We start from the raw sequence: 18,458 nt of genomic DNA on the forward strand, positions 1-18,458 counted from the left end.
AGGCCTATATAGGCCCCGCCATGAGCTTCAATTCCCTCGGACTCGACAGGGCGCCCGGCGACACCCGCGTGGTGGTCGCCATGTCCGGCGGCGTCGATTCGTCGGTGACCGCGGCGCTGCTCAAGGAGCAGGGCTACGATGTCGTGGGCGTCACCTTGCAGCTCTACGATCACGGCATCGCGATCGGGAAGTCGGGCGCCTGCTGCGCGGGGCAGGACATCCAGGATGCGCGCCAGGTGGCCGAGCGCCTCTCGATCCCGCACTACGTGCTGGACTACGAGAGTCGATTTCGTGCCGAGGTGATGGACTCCTTCGCCGATGCCTACGCACGCGGCGAGACGCCGGTGCCCTGCATCGCCTGCAATCGAACGGTGAAGTTCCGCGACCTGCTCAAGACCGCGCGCGAGCTCGGCGCCGAGGCGCTGGCGACCGGCCACTATGTCCGGCGCGTGATGGGCGCCGCGGGACCCGAACTGCATCGTGGCGCCGACCCGGCGCGCGACCAGAGCTATTTCCTGTTCGGCACGACGCGCGAGCAGCTCGACTTCCTGCGCTTCCCGCTGGGCGACCTGCCCAAGAGCGAGACGCGGGCTCTGGCCAGCCGCTTCGATCTCACGGTTGCCGACAAGCCCGACAGCCAGGACATCTGCTTCGTGCCCAACGGCAACTATGCGTCGGTCGTCCAGAAGCTGCGACCGGAGGCGGTGGAGCCCGGTGAGATCGTCGACATGGCGGGCAATGTGGTTGGCCGGCACGAGGGCATCGTGCGCTACACGGTCGGACAGCGCCGCGGACTGGCGCTGGGCGGGCGCGACGGCACCGACAACGATCCCCTCTATGTCGTACGCCTCGAGCCTGAGGCGCGCCGTGTCGTCGTCGGCCCGCGCGCCGCCCTCGGGCGCGACGCGATCGCGCTGTACGACGTGAACTGGCTGGACGGTCTCCACACGGGCAGCCTGCCGGTGCAGGTGCGCGTGAGGTCGAGCCAGGCATTGCGGCCGGCCGAAATCGAACTGACGGGTGAGGGCGCCGTGGTGCGCTTTCCCGAGCCCGAGATCGGCGTCTCCCCGGGCCAGGCCTGCGTGGTCTACGACCGGTCGACGGGCAGCCGTGTGCTGGGCGGCGGATTCATCCGGCGATTGACCTGACTCCGTCATCGCGGAGTAACGCCCCGGCCGGATAAAGCCGGCATGGCAACCGACTGTTCCCAAAGACCCTTCTCGCGTCGTGACTCGCTGGCGGCGCTCCTTCTGGCTTTCTCGACGCCCCTGGCAGCGCGGGCGGACGGCTATCCCGCCAAGCCGGTCCGGCTCGTCATTCCGTATCCACCGGGCGGCGGCACCGACATCACCGGGCGGGCGATGGCGCAGCGCCTTGCCGAGACGCTCGGTCAAACGGTCGTCATCGAGAACAAGCCGGGTGCCACAGGGATGATCGGCGCGGCCAGCGTCGCGAAGAGTTCGGCGGACGGCTACACCGTCCTCTTCGGCGCGGCCAGCGAGATGGCCATCAACGCCAGCCTGTTCAAGAACATGACCTACGATCCGCGCACCGACTTCGAGCCGGTGATGCTGGTCGCGACCTTCCCGCTGGTCTTCGTCGCGCAGGCATCGTCGTCACGGTCGCTTGCGGCGTTGATCGAGGCCGCAAAGGCAAAGCCGGATTCGGTGAGTTACGGATCGATCGGCAGCGGCAGTCCCCAGCACCTCGCAGCCGAGCTTCTCTCCAGCATGGCGCAGGCGAAACTGGTCCACATTCCCTACAAGGGATCGGGCCCGCTGGTGCAGGACGCGGTCGGCGGGCACATCGACATGGCAGTGAGCAGCGTGCCTGCCGCCGTGCCGCTGGTCCGCTCGGGCAAACTGCGCGCGCTCGCTGTGACGTCGTCGCAGAGGTCCGATGCCTTGCCCGACGTGCCGACGATGGCCGAATTGGGCTTCTCCGGCTACGAGTTCAACACATGGGTCGGCGTGGCTGTCCCGAAGGGAACGCCGCGCGACATCGTGGATCGTCTGCGAAGCGGCCTCTTGGCCGCGCTGGCGGCCCCCGACGTGCAGTCAGCGCTTCGCGACCAGGGGGCGATGCCCGTCGGTTCCACGCCGGAGCAGTTCCGCCAGTTCGTGCAGGACGAAGTGGCCAAGAGCGACCGCATCGTTTCGCAGGCAGGCATCAATCCGGAATGACGATTGGCCGGCGACGGACATGGTCTATCATGGCTTGATGAACAATCCGCGCCGCCGCCGGGCGATCCTCATCATCTGCGACGGCCTCGGTGCCGAATGGATCTCCGAAGCCCGCACGCCGACGCTCGCGCGCCTGCTGGCAGACCGTCTTCGCGCCGGCGACCATCGCGCCGTCTTTCCATCGGTGACCCGCGTTTCAGCCGCCTCGATCGCGACTGGCTGCTTCCCGGGGCGCCACGGCCTGGAAGGCAACCAGATGGCACTGGTCGAGGATGGGCGCATCGTCGTCCACAATGTCGGCGCGCCGTCCTTCCGGCAGACCATGCGCCGCGTTACCGGCCGCACCCTGCGCGTGCCGACGATGGCGGAGCGGCTGGCGCCGTCGGGTGGCCAGGTTGCCTACTCGAACGTCTCGCCGGGCGCGGCCTATTTCCTCGATCCTGATCATTTCGGAACGGTCCTGCATCGAGCCGGCTCGTTCGGCCCCGGCGGGGCTCCTTTGAACGGGCCCGCTCATCTCGACGTCAGTCACGACCTCGACGGCGACATCCAGATGACACGGCGCTTTTGCGACGAGGTCGTTCCGGCGGACGGCTTCAGGCTGGCCATTCTCTGGCTCGCCAATCCCGACCTCACGCTGCACCACGATCCGCTGGGTTCGCCGGAGCATCTTCATGCGCTCGAGGTCACGGACGGGCTGGTGGCGAAGGTCATCGAGACGGTGGACGCCCACGAGGATCGCTTCGACACGTTGCTCGTCGTCGGATCCGACCACGGACACGAAACGATCGCCCGCTCCGTGCATGTCGGGCAATGGCTGGCGGCGCAGGGGCTCGAGGCCGAGTTGAAGGAGGGGCGCATAGGCGTCGCCTCGCAGGGCACCTCGGCGCTGATCTATGCCGCGGACGATGCCAGGACGGCGCTGGCCGACCTGTTGCCGACCATGGCGCGGCAGCCCTGGGCCGGTTCGATCCTGACGGGCGATGCGCTGGCGGCCACCGGCCTCACCGGCGAGACGCTGTTCGCCGCCGTCGACACGACGCGGCACGACGAGCGGAACGGCTTCGGCGTTAGGGGCACACGCTGGCTGGTCGAGGATGGCGAAGGCACGCCGGATATCGGCTGCGGTCACCATGGCGGGCTGGGGCCGAGCGAAACCCGGCCGTTCCTGACCTTCATGCACCCGGATTTCGCCCCGGGCGAGGCCGCTCGTCCGACCAGCCTGGTCGATATCGCGCCTACCATCCTGGGTTTTCTCGGGGTGCGCCCGGAAGGCATGGACGGCGCCCCGATTTCGACCTGAAACGGGCACCCGCTTTTCTTGACAGGGAGCGGCCCCGCCGCTTAATAGCGCCCACCCGTGGCTGGGTAGCTCAGCTGGTTAGAGCACGGCACTCATAATGCCGGGGTCGGCGGTTCAAGTCCGCCCCCAGCTACCATTTCCCCGCCAACCTCTTGGAATTACAGGAGGTTGGCGGGGCAATGTTTCCCACAAGAGTGGGATCGTTCCGTGCAAGGAAAATGGGGTCTTCTCGACCAGCCTATCGGGGCTCGGGGAAGCGCCGGTTGTCATCGCACTGCGGCCAGGCGGCCCGTGGCTTGACGCACATCAAGGAAACATCCGGTCGCGCATCCGCACTATCGAACCGGGACGGCGCCTCTGGGCGATCGCCCCGATTCAGCTTTGCGCAATCTGTGAGGAAGCAATGAGAAGAGCCCTTGTGTTCGTGTCGTTGCTGTTGCCGCTCCCCGCGGCCGCGCAGAACCTCGAAACCGGCAGCGCGCTGGCAAAGCGCTGGTGCACGTCCTGCCATGTCGTCGAAGCCAATCAGCGTCTGGCCACCGACAGCGCGCCGAGTTTTCGGGCGATCGCTGCCCGGCCCGACACGACGGCTGCCACCATCGGACGATATCTGTCGCAGGGGCACACGCTCATGCCCGATTTCAGCCTGAGCACCCCCGAACGAGATGCCCTGGTGGCCTACATCCTCAGCCTGCGCTGACCGTCGGCGAACCAAATTTCCGGTCCGATGCGAAGCTGGCCGGGGCTTTCATTTGACCGGCGAGTGGGTCAATTTGGGATCATGGCCAACGGACAGACTCAACAGACCGACGTCATCATCGTAGGGGCGGGGCCGGTGGGCCTGTTTGCCGTGTTCGAGTGCGGCATGGTCCGCCTCAACTGCCACGTCGTCGACGTGCTCGACGATGCCGGAGGGCAATGTACGGCGCTGTATCCCGAGAAGCCGATCTACGACATTCCGGGTTTCCCCCGCATCGAGGCGGCCGAGCTGATCGTCCGTCTCAAGGCACAGGCCGCCGCGTTCCGCCCGGTCTATCACCTGGGCGAGCAGGTCCAGTCCCTCGAGCCGCGAACCGGCGGCTTCTGGCGGCTGACGACGTCCAAGGGCACCGTGCTGCAGGCCAAGGCGGTAATCATTGCCGCCGGCGTCGGCGCCTTCGGTCCCAACCGGCCGCCCTTGCCGGGCATCGAGGCCTACGAGGGCAAGAGCGTCTTCTACTACGTGACCCAGCGCGAGACCTTCCGCGGCAAGCGCATCGTGATCGCGGGCGGCGGCGACACCGCTGTCGACTGGGCGCTCTCCCTCGCCGAGATCGCGGGGCGCGTGTCGGTCATCCATCGCCGCGACCGTTTTCGCGCCGCGCCTGATAGCGAGGCGCGGCTCAAGGCGCTGGCGAAGGAAGGCAGGATCGACCTCGTCGTGCCCTATCAACTCCATGGGCTGGAAGGCGACAACGGCCAGCTCACATCCGTGACGGTGGCCACGCTCGACGGCCAGACGAAGCGCATCGAGGCCGACGTCCTGCTGCCGTTCTTCGGCCTTTCCATGTCGCTGGGACCGATCGCCGACTGGGGGCTGGCGCTCGAACGTAACCAGATCGAGGTCGATCCTGCGACCGCGGCCACGACCAAGGCCGGCATCTTCGGCGTGGGCGACGTCGTCACCTATCCCGGCAAGCTGAAGCTGATCCTCACGGGCTTCGCGGAGGCCGCCATCGCGGCACGCTCGGCCTATGCGCTGATCCATCCCGAGACGCCGCTGCACTTCGAGTATTCGACGACCTCCGGCGTGCCCGACGCCTGATCGCTATCCCACGCGTGTCATCCCGAGCGCAGCGAGGGATCCTTAGCGGCTGCCGATCAAGGATCCCTCGCTGCGCTCGGCATGACACGGTGTGGGTGGCAGCGCCCTGCCATGCCACTTACGCCGCAGCAGAGAGCTTGCGCAGGGCGGCCAGGCGGCGGGCGTAGGGCGGATCGTTCTCCGGCACCAGGGCGGGCGGCACGATGCTCTCGGCGAAGTGACAGGCCACGACCTGGCCTTCGGCTCCGCCATCTTTCAGCGGCCGCAGCAGCGGCTCTTCCATGCGGCAGCGGTCCTGGGCATGGGCGCAGCGCGTGTGGAAGCGGCAGCCCTTGGGCGGGTTGAGCGGGCTCGGCACGTCGCCGGCCAGCCGGATGCGGGCGCGCTGGGCGGTGGGATCGGGCACCGGCACCGCCGACAGCAGCGCCTGCGTGTAGGGATGGCGTGGCCGCGCGAACAGGCTGCGCTTGGGCGCCAGCTCGACGATCTTGCCGAGATACATCACGGCCACGCGATCGGAGATGTGGCGCACGACGGCGAGGTCGTGGGCGATGAAGATGTAGGAGAGGCCGAACTTGCCCTTCAGGTCCTGCATCAGGTTGATGACCTGTGCCTGGATCGAGACGTCGAGCGCCGACACCGGCTCGTCGCAGACGATCAGCCTGGGCTGCGAGGCGAGCGCGCGGGCGATGCCGATGCGCTGGCGCTGGCCGCCGGAGAACTCGTGCGGATAGCGCAGCGCATGCCAGGCCGAGAGGCCGACCTCGCTCAAGAGCTCGTCGATGCGCCGGCGCATGGCCGTGCCCGAGGCCAGCCCGTGCAGCTTGAGCGGCTCGGCTAGCGTCTCGCCGACGGTGAGGCGTGGGTTCAGCGACGCGTAGGGGTCCTGGAAGATGATCTGCATGTCGCGGCGCAGTTCGCGCAAGGCGCCGCGGCCGAGGCCGCGCACGTCGCGACCGGCGAAGCGGATGGTGCCTTCGGTCGCCTCGATCAGGCGAAGGACGAGACGGCCGGTCGTCGACTTGCCGCAGCCGGACTCACCGACGAGCGCGAGCGTCTCGCCCGGCGCTACATCGAAAGTGAGGCCATCGACGGCGCGCACGGTGCCGACCGCGCTCTGGAACACGATGCCGCGCTTCACCGGGAAATGCTTCGTGAGGCCCGATACCGAAAGAAGGGGCTCCATGCTCATGCGGCTGCCTCGGCGAGAGCAATGTCGAGCGGCGCTTTCCAGCAGGCCGAGCGGTGGCCCGGTGCGGTTTCGCGCAAGGTGGGCTGTTCCGCGCGGCAGCGAGCATCGGCCAGCGGACAGCGGGGGCTGAAGCGACAGCCAGGTGGCAGGGCGTAGGGATTGGGCACGACGCCCTCGATGGCGGTGAGGCGCTCGTCGCCGTCGCTGCCGAGACGTGGAATCGAGCCCAGGAGACCGAGCGTGTAGGGGTGCTGCGGATCGCTGAACAAGAGGCCGACCGGCGCTTCCTCGACGATCCGGCCGGCGTACATGACGATCACGCGATGAGCGAGCTCCGCCACCACGCCGAGATCGTGGGTGATCAGCATGATGGCGGCGCCCGTACGCTCGCGCAGGTCGCGCAGGAGATCGAGGATCTGCGCCTGGATAGTGACGTCGAGCGCCGTGGTCGGCTCGTCGGCGATCAGCAGCTTCGGGTCGCAGGCCAGCGCCATGGCGATCATCACGCGCTGCCTCATGCCACCGGAGAGCTGGTGCGGGTATTCATCGAGCCGCGTTTCGGGCGAGGGGATCTTCACCAGCCGCAGCATTTCCAGCGCCCGAGCCCGGGCCGCCGCGGCGGACAGCGGGCGGTGGAGCTGGACGGCTTCGACGATCTGCTCCCCCACGGTCTGCACCGGGTTGAGGCTGGTCATCGGCTCCTGGAAGATCATCGCGATGTCGTCGCCGCGCACAGCGCGCATGTCGCTTTCCGGCAGGTCGAGGAGGTTGCGGCCTTCCAGCCTGATCTCGCCCGCCGTGATCCTGCCCGGCGGGTTGGGCACCAGCCGCATGATGGAGAGCGACGTCACCGACTTGCCGCAGCCCGACTCGCCCACGATCCCCAGCGTCTCGCCCGGCGCCAGCGAAAAGCTGATGCCGTCGACGGCCGCGAACGAACTGCCGCCGGTGCGGAACTCGGTGCGCAGGCCCTCCACTTCGAGGAGGGGAGTATCAGATGCCATCATCGCCAATCATGTTCCTCTCCCCCGCTAGGGGGAGAGGCTAGGTGAGGGGGCGAGACGAGGTGTAACCCCCTCACCCAACCTCTCCCCCTAGCGGGGGAGAGGAGCATCAACTGACCATGCTTCATCGTCGTCACGTCACCGGCCGGGACTGCGGCAGGCGATCGCGCGTGCCGTAGACCGGCGGGGCGAGCTGCTCGGCGGTGCGGCCGGCCCAGTCGCGCTGGCTTACCGTCTCGAGCCGCTTGCGTTGGCCCTCGACCAGACCGGCGGTCGCTGCTTCGACATCGACCGTCAGGACCTTGCCGTCCTTCACGACCTGCGTGCCGTCGACATAGACGTGGCGGATCGCGCGGTCGCCCGCGGAATAGATCAGGCTGCGCACCGGCTCGTGCGCCGGCTGCATGTAGGGATGGCTCATGTCGACCAGCGAGAAGTCGGCCTTGCATCCCGGCGCGAGCCGGCCGATGTCGGGCCGGCGCAGCATCCTGGCGCCGCCGATCGTGGCCGCCTCGAAGGCGTGCCGCGTCGTGCCCATCTTGTAGTTCATCGTGATGGCGCGGGCGAGGTAGCAGACCAGCCGCATCTCATCGAGCATGTTGTGCGGGAAGGTGTCGGTGCCGATGCCGACCGTGATGCCCGCATCCATGTAACGGCCGATCGAGTTCATCACCATGCCGCGCCGCGCGAACACGGTCGGGCAATGCGCCACCGAGGCGCCGGAGTCGCGCAGCCGCTCGAAGTCGTTGGCGTGCGGATAGTGGATCTGCGGATGGTCGTTCAGGAAGATGCCGTGGCCGATGATCAGATCGGGCCCGAGCACGCCGATCGAGTCCAGCCATTCGATGGGCGTCTTGCCGTGGCGATGGACCATCTCGTGGAACTCGACGACGGCCTGGCAGGCATGGGTCTGCATCGGCAGGCCGCGCTTCCTGGCCTCCTGCAGCGCTTCCTTGAAAAAGCCCTCGCGGCAGGTGTCGATCTGCGCCGGGCCGACCATGCCGGAGACGCGGCCGCTCGGGTGCTTGGCGGCCTCGTCGATCGTCTTCATCGAGGCTTCAAAGGCTTTTTCGCCGGCCTTCTCGTCCCAGGCATATTCGACCGTGTGTCCGTTCTTCGTGTACCAGACGCCCTGCCGCATCATCGGGCAGGCGACCGCGCGGATGCCCGTCGAGGCGAGATCGTCGACCCAGCCTTCGCGGGCCATCGACAGGTCGGTGATGGTCGTGACGCCGCTCTTCAGTAGCTCCGACAGTGCGACCTTGGAGGAGGGCCCCGCATCCTCGGGATTGAGGCCGAACACCGTCAGGTATTCGTAGAGAGAGCTCTGGCCGAGCTTGTCGCTGCCATATTCCTCCGTGAGTCCCTTGTTCGCGGGCTCCGAGAAGGGATGGCTGTGCACGTTGACGAGACCGGGGATGGCCATCATCCCCTTGCCGTCGATGGTGGTGTCGACCGAGCCCGTGTAGCCCGGTCCGACATGGGCGATCTCGTTGCCCTTGAACACGAGATCGGCATTTTCGAGATAGACGTGTCGCCCTTCGGCCTCGTCCCATCCGACGAGATGGTCGAGGCCGGCGATCTTGGTCGTCTTCATGGACGTTTCTCTCCGCTTGCTGGCTGCTTGCTATTTGAACGCGATGCCCAGGCCCTTGTAGAGGCCGCATCCGTAGTTGCCGTGCGCCTTGATGGGCTTGAGCTTGGAACCGGCCACGACGAACAGCGGCTCATGGAACAGCGGAATCCACACGAACGCGTCATGCACCTTCTGCTGTACCGCCTGGTAGGAGGCGGTGCGGGTCGCTTCGTCGGTCGCGGTCGAGCCCTTGTCGAGCAGCTCGTCCGTTTCCTTGTCCTTCCAGTTCATACGGTTCGGCGTGGGCGTGTTGGCCGAGCGGAAGTAGAGGTTCAGGGCGTCGCCCGCACTGACATAGGGGAAGCTCATGCCGAAGGCGTCGAACTCCTGCGTGGCGAGCTTGCCCCACGCCACGGTCGAGTCGAAGAGCTGGATCTGCAGATCGACGCCGACTTTGCGCAGGTCGCCCTGTACGGCCTCGGCAATCTCCTTGAAGGTGCCCGAGATGCCGTAGATCAGCGGCGCGAGCTTCTTGCCGTCCTTGTAGCGGAAGCCGTCGGCGCCCTTCTTCCAGCCGGCCTCGTCGAGGAGCTTCTCGGCTTCCTTGACGTTCTCGCCGTAGGCGTTCCTGTCGAGCTTCGCATTGAAGTCGAGGACGTTGGGCATGAGCATCGTCGAGGCCGGTTCGGCGAAGCCGAAGGTGACGGCTTCGGTAATCGCCTTCTGATCGACGGCGAGGTTGAGGGCCCGGCGCACGCGCACGTCGCTGACCAGCTCCTTGTCGACCTTGAAGCCGATGAAGTAGGTCCAGAAGAAGTTCGCGGCCTTGGTCACCGAGAGATTCTTGTTGGCCTGCAGTTCCTTGATCGACCAGTAGGGAACGTACTGGCTGGCATCGGCCTGGCCGGCCTGCAGCGCGGTGACGCGGGTGTTCTCCTCGGGGACCACCTTCCAGGTCACCTTGTCGACCTGGGCCTCGCTGTAGTCGTAGATCGGGGGGCCCCACTTGTAGCCCTTGTGCTTGGTGAGCACGGTCGAATCGCGCGGTGTCCAGCTTTCGAAGCAGTAGGGACCGGTGCCGTCGAAGCCCTTCACGCCGAAGTCGGCGCCGAGCTGCTTGGCCTGGTCCACGTTCAGGACCGTGTGGAAGTACTGCGTCATCTGGTAGAGCAGCTCGGAGAACGGCTTCTTGAGCTTGTACTCGACCGTGACGTCGTCGGGCGCCGAGATCTTGTCGACGTCGCCCATGCGCCACTTCACGAGGCCCTTGGTCTCGGGATCGAGCCAGCGCTCGTAGGTGGCGACCACGTCCTTGGCGGTCATCTTCTTGCCGCTGCAGAAGGTGACGTCGTCTCGCAGCTTGAAGGTGTAGGTGAGGCCGTCGGGCGAAACCGTCCAGCTCGTGGCGAGGCCCGGCTTCAGCGTCTTCATGTCGAAGTCGAGGTTCACCATCGTGTCGCCCATCATGTAGATGACTTCGGCGCCCGACCGCGAGGTCGACTTGTGCGGATCGTAGCGATCGGTGTCGATCTCGCGCACGATGGTCACGTTCTTCTGCGCCATTGCCGGCGCCGCAAGGCCCGTTACGGCCACTGCGGCCAATGCCGCCAACGTCAGGTTCCTGCTCATGCCCACACCTCCTCTTTTCTCACCTTATTGCCGCAACTTCGGATCGAGAGCGTCGCGCAACGCGTCGCCCAGCACGTTGAATGCCAGAACCACGAGGAAGATCGCTGCGCAGGGCAGGGTCGAGACATGCGGCGCGATCGACAGGAACTTGCGGCCGTCGGCGGCCATGCTGCCCAGCTCGGCGGTCGGCGGCTGTGCGCCGAGGCCGAGGAAAGAGAGCGCGGCGCCCAGCAGGATCGCCTGGCCGAGCTGCAGCGTCATGTAGATCAGGATGGTTGGCCAGCAGTTGAGCGCGAGGTAGCGCCAGATCAGCGCGCCGTCGCCAAGGCCGACGGCGCGGCCGGCTTCCATGTATTCCTGCTGCATGATCGACTGTGCCGCGCCGCGCGCGATGCGGGCGATCGAGGGGATCGAGGCGATGCTCAGCGCGACGACCAACGAGAAAAGACCTGTGCCCATCACCGCCGCGATGGCGAGGCCGAACAGGATCGACGGGAAAGAGAGCAGCACGTCGATCAGGCGCATCAGCGGCTGGTCGAGGCGCTTGAAGTAGGCGGCGCTCAATCCGATCAGGGCGCCAAGCCCGCCGCCCACCAGAACGGCGGCAATGCCGATGCCCAGGGTCGCGCGCAGGCCGAACAGAATGCGGCTCACCATGTCGCGGCCCTGGTTGTCCGCACCGAGCAGGAAGTCGGGGCAGCGCGCGCCGCCGATCGGGCAGAGGCGCAGGCGCATGTTTGACGCGTAGGGATCGAACGGCGCGATCCAGGGCGCGAGGATCGCGGAGCCGACGATCACGATCAGGAACAGGGCCGCCACAGCGGCGGGCGGATCGCGCAGGATGCGCCGCCACACGGCGTTCTTGCGCCGGATCGCGGCGATGGCGCGCTGGTCGGCTTCGCTTTGCAGGGGCAGGGCCGCGTCGGTCATCCGCGGGCGATCCTTGGATCGAGATAGGCGTAGAGCACGTCGACCGCGAGATTGATGGCCATGAAGCCGACGGCGAGGATCAGGATGGCGCCCTGCGCCAGCGGGAAGTCGCTCGAGGTAATGGCGCCGACGGCCATGCGGCCGACACCCGGCCAGGCGAACATGGTCTCGGTGACGATGGAGCCGCCCAGCAGAAAGCCGATCTGCAGACCGACGAGCGTCACAACGGGGATCATCGCATTGCGCAAGGCGTGGCGCACCGTGACGCGCCAGTCAGAGGCGCCCTTGGCGCGCGCGGTGCGGACATAGTCGGCACCGAGTGTTTCGAGCAGTGACGTGCGCGTCATGCGTGCCACGGGCCCCACGAAGACCGCGCCCAGAGTGACGGCCGGGAGGATGATGCTGAGGAAGCCGTCGGGCGTCCAGATCGGGCCGTTGCGCCCCTGGAAGGGCAGGAGCCCGGCGCCGCCGACATACTGGATCAGGAGAAGGCCGACCCAGAACACCGGGACCGACACGCCCATCACCGAGAGCGCCATGATGGCGCGATCTATGAGGGTGCCGCGGCGTCGCGCCGCCAGGGTTCCCAACGTGATGCCGAGCGGCACGGCCCAGATCAGGCAGGCCAGCATCAACTCGACGGTGGGCCAGAGGGTGAGGGCGATCTCGTCGACGACGGCGCGGTTCGAGATCATCGACCGGCCGAGATCGAGCTGGAAGACGCGGCCGAGATAGCGGCCGAACTGGACCCAGAGCGGCTGGTTGAGACCGAGATCGTTTCGAATGGCGTCGACTTCGGCTTTCGTCGCGGTCGGACCGGCCACGACGGTTGCCGGATCGGTAGGCACGACCTGCAGCAGGAGGAAGCCGATGAGCAGCACCCCGAGCAGCACGGGGAGCGAAATCATCAATCGGTGGGCGATATGGCGCGCCATTTCTTTCGAAACCTGCCCCCTTCGGGTAAGAACACTGGCCCACGCCGCGACGCTCGACAAGCGCCCGGCCGTGGCATGATCGCTGCAAGAAACGCGCCGAGGAGCGTCGTCCATGTCGACTGGCAAACTGAACGAGCAGGCAAAAGGCGTCTATATCATCGCGGCAACGCCGTTCACCGATGAGGGCGCGGTCGACCTGCAGAGCGTCGATACGCTGACCGATTTTTATTTGGGGTGTGGCGTACATGGCTTCACCCTCCTCGGCATGATGGGTGAGGCCCACAAGCTGACCGCCGACGAATCGCTTTCGGTCGTCAATCGTGTGATCGGCCGGGCGCAGGGCCGACAGGTGATCGTGGGCGTCAGCCATGCGGGCCTCGAGAACGTGCGCCGCCTCTCGCACGAGGCGATGATCGCCGGCGCCTCGGGCGTGATGGTAGCGCCGGCGCCCGGCCTGAAGGGCGACGAGGGCATCTACAATTACTATGCGCAGGTCTTCCAGGCGCTGGGACCCGACATTCCGGTCGTTTACCAGGACTACCCTCAGACCACGGGCGTCTACCTGCCGGTCAACGTGTTCGAGCGGCTTGTCGACGACTTCAAGCAGCTCGTCATGCTGAAGCACGAGGATGCACCGGGCCTCGCCAAGCTCACGAAGGTCCGCGAGGGCGAGAAGAAGGCCGGCCGACGCCGCGTGTCGATCCTGGTCGGCAATGGCGGCCTCTACTATCCGCAGGAGATGCGCCGCGGTGCCGACGGCGCGATGACCGGCTTCGCCTGGCCCGAGATGCTGGTGCAGGTCTACGAGCTCTTCGCCAAGGGCAAGGCAGAGGAGGCGGAAGACCTCTTCGACATCTATCTGCCGCTGGTGAGGCACGAGGTGCAGCCGGCGATCGGTCTTGCGCTGCGCAAGGAAGTGCTGTTCCGGCGCGGCGCCATCAAGAGCCCGAAGCAGCGCGCGCCGGGCTCGTCGCTCACGGCGACGGACAAGACGGAACTCGACGGCATGATCGCGCGGCTCGAACGGCGCCTGGCCGATATGGGCCGCCTCGCCAAGGCGGCGGAGTAGGGAACATGGCTGAGTATGATTTGATCGTTCGCAACGCAAAGATCGTCACAGCCGAGCGCCAGACCGAGGGCGACATCGCCGTCCGGGATGGCCGGGTCATCGAGATCGGCCCCGATCTCAAGGGCAAGGGCACGCGCGAGATCGATGCCGGCGGCAAGTTCGTGCTGCCGGGTGGCGTCGACAGCCACTGCCATATCGAACAGAAGTCGGGCATGGGCGTGATGTGCGCCGACGATTTCTACACCGGCACCGTCTCCGCAGCGTTCGGCGGCACCACCACCGTCATTCCCTTCGCTGCGCAGCATCGCGGCATGTCGTTGCGGCAGGTGGTGAACGAGTATCACGAGGCCGCGACTCCGAAGGCAGTGATCGACTATGCCTTTCACCTGATCGTCACCGACCCGACGCCGCAGGCGCTGGGGCAGGAACTGCCGGCGCTGATCAAGGACGGCTATACCTCATTCAAGATCTATATGACCTACGATGCCATGAAGGTCAGCGACTACCAGATCCTCGACATTCTTTCCGTGGCGCGGCGCGACGGTGCACTGGTGATGGTGCATGCCGAGAACCACGACATCATCCAGTGGCTGGCGCATCACCTCGTCGAGCAGGGTCACGGCGCGCCGAAGTTCCATGCCATCGCCCATGCACGAATCGCCGAGGCCGAGGCGACCAACCGCGCGATCTCGTTGGCCCGCCTGGTCGATGCGCCGCTGCTCCTGGTGCACATGTCCGAGATCGAGGCCATCGAAACGCTGCGTCAGGCGCAGAAGAAGGGTTTGAAGATTTTCGGCGAGACCTGCCCGCAATACATCGCGCTGACCGCCGACGACATGGACAAGCCCGGGGTCGAGGGCGCCATGTGGTGCTGCAGCCCGCCGCCGCGCGATTCGGCGGCGCAGGAAGCCGTTTGGGCCGCGCTGAAGGACGGTACGTTCCAAACCTTCTCGTCGGACCATGCGCCGTATCAGTTCAATGCCGGCGGGAAGATCCCCAAGGGCGACAAGACCACCTTCAAGGAGATGGCCAACGGCGTGCCCGGCATCGAGATCCGGCTGCCGATGCTGTTCTCGGAGGGCGTCCAGAAGGGCCGCATCACCTTGCAGCAGTTCGTGGCGCTTACCTCGGCCAATCATGCCAAGCTCTACGGACTCTATCCCCGCAAGGGCACGATCGCCGTGGGTTCCGACGCCGACTTCGCGATCTGGGATGCCGACAAGGACGTGACGGTCACCTGGAAGGACCTGCACGACAATGTCGGGTATACCCCGTATGAGGGCCGCCAGCTCAAGGGGTGGCCCATCACCGTCGTGAGCCGCGGGCGCGTCGTCGTCGAGGACGGCAAGCTCAATGCCGAACGCGGCTCCGGCCAGTTCCTGCCCTGCGCCTCGCCCGATTCGTCCAAGCCGATCGGGCAGAGTGCGCCCGAGCTGCAGGCCATGTCCCGCTTCGGCCTGAAGCCGCTGTTCTAGAGGAGAGAAGCAAGTGTCCCGCCGTCTGAAAGTCTCGTCTGCCCAGCTGGGTCCGATCAACCTCGCCGACAGTCGCGCGAGCGTGGTCAAGCGCATGATGGAGATGCTGAAGGAAGCCGACAGCCGTGGCTCCAAGTTCATCGTGTTTCCAGAGCTCGCGCTCACGACCTTCTTCCCGCGCTACTGGATGGAAGATCCGAACGAGGTTGAGAAGTATTTCGAGAGCCAGATGCCGAGCCCGGACACGCTGCCGCTGTTCGAACTGGCGCGGGAGAAGGGGATCGGCTTCTACCTGGGTTACGCCGAGCGGACCGAGGAAGAGGGATCGACGCATCACTTCAACACCTCGATCCTGGTCGGACCGGACGGTCGCCTGATCGGCAAGTACCGCAAGGTGCATCTGCCGGGCCATGACGAGCATCGTCCGACGGTGCCCTACCAGCATCTCGAGAAGAAGTACTTCGAGGTCGGCAATCTCGGCTTCAACGTCTGGAAGATGTTCAAGGACGAGGTGATCGTCGGCCAGTGCATCTGCAACGATCGCCGCTGGCCCGAGACCTTCCGCGTCATGGCGCTGAAGGGCGCCGAGATGGTGGTGCTGGGCTACAACACGCCCAGCGACAACGTCTATGCGCCGCACGAGCCGCCCTATCTGCGCGTGTTCCATCACATGCTGTCGCTGCAGGCAGCTGCCTACCAGAACGGCATCTGGGTCGTCGCGACGGCCAAGGCCGGCAAGGAAGACGGGTTCTGGCTGCATGGCGGCTCGGTCATCGTGGCGCCGACCGGCGAGATCGTGGCCAAGGGCACGACCGAGGAAGACGAGGTCATCTCCTACGATTGCGACCTCGGCCTCGGCGAGTATATCCGCAACACCACCTTCAATTTCGCCAAGCACCGTCGCCCGGAGCACTACAAGCTCATCAGCGAGCGCACCGGTGTCAAAGTCGAACCGTCGAACTGAGGAACAGAGAGATGCAATACGCTTCCGACGACCTGACGCCGCACGAGCGCTACAAGGTCCTGACCGCCTTCGTGCTGCCGCGACCGATCGCCTGGGTGACGACCACGGGTCCGACGGGCACGGTCAACGCCGCGCCGTTCAGCTTCTTCAACGTCTTCGCCGAAGACCCGCCGCTTTGCATGTTCGCGATCAACAAGCGGCCGGACGGGCGCATCAAGGACACCTGGAGCAACATCGAGCGCACCGGCGAGTTCGTGGTCAACCTGACCGACGAGCCGCTGGCGCTCAAGATGCACGAATCGAGCGGCGACTTTCCGCCCAACGTCGGCGAACCCGACTATCTCGGCCTGAAGCTCGCGCCTTCGGTCGACATCAAGACGCCGCGACTGGCCGACGCGCCGTGGGCGATGGAATGCAAGACCTGGCAGGTCATCAACGTGAAGGACGATCGCCAGCTCGTGATCGGAGAGGGGCTGCGTTTCCACATCCGCGACGAGCTGTGGGACGACAAGGCCAAGCGCGTCTACATGGACAAGTATCATCCGGTCGGGCGCATGTTCGCCGACCGCTACTGCCGCACCAACGACCGCATGGAATTCCCTACAGCCCCTGTGGTCAAGGCTGCGGCGGCGGAATGATGGGCCGTGCTGGTCATTCCGAGCATTTGCGAGGGATCTTCTGATTTCGGAAGGATCCCTCGCTTACGATCGGGATGACAATTACGACCAGTTCAGCCGGGAACGCCCGATCGCCATCGAGACGGCGGCCTGGCTGGGCTCGACGACGGGCAGGCCGACATGGCGCTGCAGGCGGTCGCGGTAGCGCGCCATGCCGGCGCAGCCCATGACCAGCACGTCGGCACCGTCTTCGTCGCGCAGCTCGGCTGCGACCTCGGCCATGCGGCTGAAGGTGCGAGCCTCGTCGGCGAGTTCGACGACGCCCAGCCCGATCGCGCGGTCGCCGGCCATTCGGTCGTTGAGGCCCATCTGCCCCACATAGCGCAGATGGCGCGGGATCGACTTCCGCAGGATCGAGATGACGCCAAAGCGCTGCCCCAGGGTGAGGGCGGTGAAGATGCCGCACTCCGCGATACCGAGGACCGGCTTGGTCGTCAGTTCGCGCGCCGCATGCAGGCCGGGATCGGAGTAGCAGGCGATGACGAAAGCGGAGCAATCGTTGTCGCGTTTCTTCACCATGGCGCCGATGAGTGGGACGACCTGCTCGACATGGCCCTGGTTTTCGATGCCGGGCGGCCCTTCCTTCAGGGTGACGCATTCGATCGAAGGCCCACCGGCAATTCGCAGCGGTTCCATGGCGACGTCGATGCCGCGCGTGACGGCTTCGGTGGAGTTGGGGTTTATGACGAGGATGCGGTCGGACATGGGCCAAGGATGGCCCCTAAATTGCTATTCAACAATGCCTGATCTAACGTCACTGCCTGGGGATTTCATGGGAAGGAACGCACCTTGACGATTCAACGCCGTATTGCCGCGATCGCGATCGCAGCCCTCATGTGCGCGAGCCCCGCGCTCGCCCAAGACAAGAAGCCGCCGCTGCGTACCGGCGTCGACGGCACCTTCGCGCCGCATGCCATGCCGAAGCTGGGCGGCGGCGTCGAAGGCTTCCAGATCGACGTCTTCACCGAGGCCGCCAAGCGCATGAAGCGCGACATCACCATCGATGCCGTCAGCTTCTCGACGCTGATCCCGGGCATGCAGTCCGGCCGCTACGACTTCATCGCCGCGCCGACGACCGTGACCAAGGAGCGTGCCGAGAACATGCTGTTCACGGCGGGCTACCTGTGGACCGCGTTCCAGTTCGGCATCAAGAAGGGCAGCGCGCCGATCAAGAGCTGGGCCGACCTCAAGGGCAAGGCCGTGGCCGTGAACAAGGGCACGCCCTACGAGACGCTCGCCAAGAAGATGGGCGAGGAGCACGGCTTCACCGTGCAGGTCTATGACACCCAGCCCGACGCGACGCAGGCTGTGCTTTCGGGCCGTGCCTATGCCACGCTCGGCGGCAACACCACGATTGTCTACGCGGCGTCCAAGAACCCGCAGTTCATCGCCGACCTCGAGCTTGCCGAAACGCGTGCCCATTGGGCGGCGCCCGTGCCCAAGGACAATCCCAAGCTTCGCGCCGAGCTGCAGGATGCGCTCGACTGCATGAAGAAGGACGGCACGATGGCCAAGTTCTACGAGAAGTGGTTCAACAAGAAGCCGGCGGCCGACGATCTCGCGGTGGTGGTCACGCCGGGTTACGGCGTGCCGGGCATGCCGGGCTACGATCCGACGCCGCATGAACTGAAGTGCGGCGGCTGAGGCCGTCCTCCTGAAGCTGCAGACCGAGGGGCCTTTCCGGCATCGGCGAAGGCCCCTCGATTGCGTTTTGCTC

17 protein-coding genes and 1 tRNA gene are annotated in these 18,458 nt (G+C 66.1%); 11 read left to right on the forward strand and 7 right to left on the reverse strand.

Annotation, left to right across the window (positions count from 1 at the left end; translation table 11 throughout):
* Positions 1-20: 20 nt before the first annotated feature.
* The 6 genes from mnmA to KQ910_RS23485 all read left to right on the forward strand — a co-directional run bounded on the left by mnmA (position 21) and on the right by KQ910_RS23485 (position 5,290).
* Positions 21-1,148: a tRNA 2-thiouridine(34) synthase MnmA gene (gene mnmA, locus KQ910_RS23460; protein WP_216965901.1), complete on the forward strand. Its 1,128-nt coding sequence runs from the start codon at positions 21-23 to the stop codon at positions 1,146-1,148.
* A 42-nt stretch (positions 1,149-1,190) separates the two neighbouring features.
* Complete coding sequence (locus KQ910_RS23465) at positions 1,191-2,183, forward strand: Bug family tripartite tricarboxylate transporter substrate binding protein (RefSeq protein ID WP_216965903.1); 993 nt, start codon at positions 1,191-1,193, stop codon at positions 2,181-2,183.
* Between the two features lie 19 nt (positions 2,184-2,202).
* Positions 2,203-3,486, forward strand: coding sequence for an alkaline phosphatase family protein (locus KQ910_RS23470; protein WP_216965904.1), 1,284 nt, complete (start codon positions 2,203-2,205; stop codon positions 3,484-3,486).
* Positions 3,487-3,545: 59 nt separating this feature from the next.
* A tRNA-Met gene (locus KQ910_RS23475) sits at positions 3,546-3,622 on the forward strand.
* 267 nt (positions 3,623-3,889) lie between these two features.
* Complete coding sequence (locus KQ910_RS23480; RefSeq protein WP_216965907.1) at positions 3,890-4,186, forward strand: c-type cytochrome; 297 nt, start codon at positions 3,890-3,892, stop codon at positions 4,184-4,186.
* An 81-nt stretch (positions 4,187-4,267) separates the two neighbouring features.
* Entirely contained in the window at positions 4,268-5,290 is a 1,023-nt protein-coding gene (locus KQ910_RS23485) for an NAD(P)/FAD-dependent oxidoreductase (RefSeq protein WP_216965908.1), read from the forward strand.
* Positions 5,291-5,408: 118 nt separating this feature from the next.
* On the opposite strand, the gene KQ910_RS23490 is transcribed toward KQ910_RS23485, so the two are convergent.
* The 6 genes from KQ910_RS23490 to KQ910_RS23515 form a co-directional block, all read right to left on the reverse strand.
* Entirely contained in the window at positions 5,409-6,482 is a 1,074-nt protein-coding gene (locus KQ910_RS23490) for an ABC transporter ATP-binding protein (RefSeq protein WP_229600950.1), read from the reverse strand.
* Positions 6,479-7,486 (reverse strand): ABC transporter ATP-binding protein, encoded by a 1,008-nt coding sequence (locus KQ910_RS23495; RefSeq protein WP_216965910.1) that lies wholly within the window; start codon positions 7,484-7,486, stop codon positions 6,479-6,481. The genes KQ910_RS23490 and KQ910_RS23495 overlap by 4 nt, the downstream gene beginning before the upstream one ends.
* Before the next feature lie 133 nt (positions 7,487-7,619).
* Entirely contained in the window at positions 7,620-9,083 is a 1,464-nt protein-coding gene (locus KQ910_RS23500; RefSeq protein WP_216965912.1) for an amidohydrolase family protein, read from the reverse strand.
* A gap of 30 nt (positions 9,084-9,113) precedes the next feature.
* Positions 9,114-10,691, reverse strand: coding sequence for an ABC transporter substrate-binding protein (locus KQ910_RS23505; protein WP_216965914.1), 1,578 nt, complete (start codon positions 10,689-10,691; stop codon positions 9,114-9,116).
* A 24-nt stretch (positions 10,692-10,715) separates the two neighbouring features.
* Positions 10,716-11,621 (reverse strand): ABC transporter permease, encoded by a 906-nt coding sequence (locus tag KQ910_RS23510; RefSeq protein ID WP_216965917.1) that lies wholly within the window; start codon positions 11,619-11,621, stop codon positions 10,716-10,718.
* Positions 11,618-12,556: an ABC transporter permease gene (locus KQ910_RS23515; RefSeq protein WP_216965918.1), complete on the reverse strand. Its 939-nt coding sequence runs from the start codon at positions 12,554-12,556 to the stop codon at positions 11,618-11,620. The genes KQ910_RS23510 and KQ910_RS23515 overlap by 4 nt, the downstream gene beginning before the upstream one ends.
* A gap of 112 nt (positions 12,557-12,668) precedes the next feature.
* Between KQ910_RS23515 and KQ910_RS23520 the strand changes: the two genes are divergently transcribed.
* Genes KQ910_RS23520 through KQ910_RS23535 form a run of 4 tightly spaced genes read left to right on the forward strand, consistent with a single transcriptional unit; the run spans position 12,669 to position 16,702 of the window.
* Complete coding sequence (locus tag KQ910_RS23520; RefSeq protein WP_216965920.1) at positions 12,669-13,625, forward strand: dihydrodipicolinate synthase family protein; 957 nt, start codon at positions 12,669-12,671, stop codon at positions 13,623-13,625.
* Between the two features lie 5 nt (positions 13,626-13,630).
* On the forward strand, positions 13,631-15,100 hold the full coding sequence (gene hydA / locus KQ910_RS23525; RefSeq protein ID WP_216965922.1) for a dihydropyrimidinase: 1,470 nt from the start codon (positions 13,631-13,633) through the stop codon (positions 15,098-15,100).
* Between the two features lie 13 nt (positions 15,101-15,113).
* Positions 15,114-16,064: an N-carbamoyl-D-amino-acid hydrolase gene (locus KQ910_RS23530; RefSeq protein ID WP_216965924.1), complete on the forward strand. Its 951-nt coding sequence runs from the start codon at positions 15,114-15,116 to the stop codon at positions 16,062-16,064.
* An 11-nt stretch (positions 16,065-16,075) separates the two neighbouring features.
* Positions 16,076-16,702, forward strand: coding sequence for a flavin reductase family protein (locus KQ910_RS23535; RefSeq protein WP_216965926.1), 627 nt, complete (start codon positions 16,076-16,078; stop codon positions 16,700-16,702).
* Between the two features lie 81 nt (positions 16,703-16,783).
* Here the strand turns inward: KQ910_RS23535 and KQ910_RS23540 are convergent, their stop codons facing one another.
* Complete coding sequence (locus KQ910_RS23540) at positions 16,784-17,446, reverse strand: aspartate/glutamate racemase family protein (RefSeq protein ID WP_216965928.1); 663 nt, start codon at positions 17,444-17,446, stop codon at positions 16,784-16,786.
* 84 nt (positions 17,447-17,530) lie between these two features.
* Between KQ910_RS23540 and KQ910_RS23545 the strand changes: the two genes are divergently transcribed.
* Positions 17,531-18,385, forward strand: a complete 855-nt coding sequence (locus KQ910_RS23545; RefSeq protein WP_216965930.1) for a transporter substrate-binding domain-containing protein — start codon at positions 17,531-17,533, stop codon at positions 18,383-18,385.
* The last annotated feature ends 73 nt before the right edge of the window (positions 18,386-18,458 follow it).

The organism is Reyranella humidisoli (assembly GCF_019039055.1).
In the GTDB taxonomy this organism is placed as follows: Bacteria; Pseudomonadota; Alphaproteobacteria; order Reyranellales; family Reyranellaceae; genus Reyranella; species Reyranella humidisoli.